Genomic DNA, 272 nt, shown 5'->3' on the forward strand with positions numbered 1-272 from the left:
AATGCAGGGACTACATTTTCAATTTCCTTGTAAATCCGATGATACCCTCTGACAATAATGGAAGCGAACGGGGAATACGCAAGCTAAAAATCAAACTGAAGAACTCATGCACATTTCGTTCCGACTTCGGAGCAGACGCTTTTCTTGAACTTCATTCGATTGTAGAAACAGCTAAGAAGCACGACAAAACTCCATACAATGCGATTCAAGCCTTATTTAAGGTTTGATGAATTGGTATGCACTGTATATATCGGGTATCGCTGAATAGTTAC

General features: G+C 39.7%; 1 protein-coding gene. It reads left to right on the forward strand.

The window, feature by feature from the left end; all coding sequences use genetic code 11:
- A partial coding sequence (locus tag HMPREF2955_RS00255; protein WP_139145429.1) for an IS66 family transposase occupies positions 1-227 on the forward strand: 227 nt, incomplete at its 5' end.
- Positions 228-272 lie beyond the last annotated feature (45 nt).

Origin of the sequence: Prevotella sp. HMSC073D09 (assembly GCF_001814145.1) — a bacterium.
In the GTDB taxonomy this organism is placed as follows: domain Bacteria; phylum Bacteroidota; class Bacteroidia; order Bacteroidales; family Bacteroidaceae; genus Prevotella; species Prevotella conceptionensis.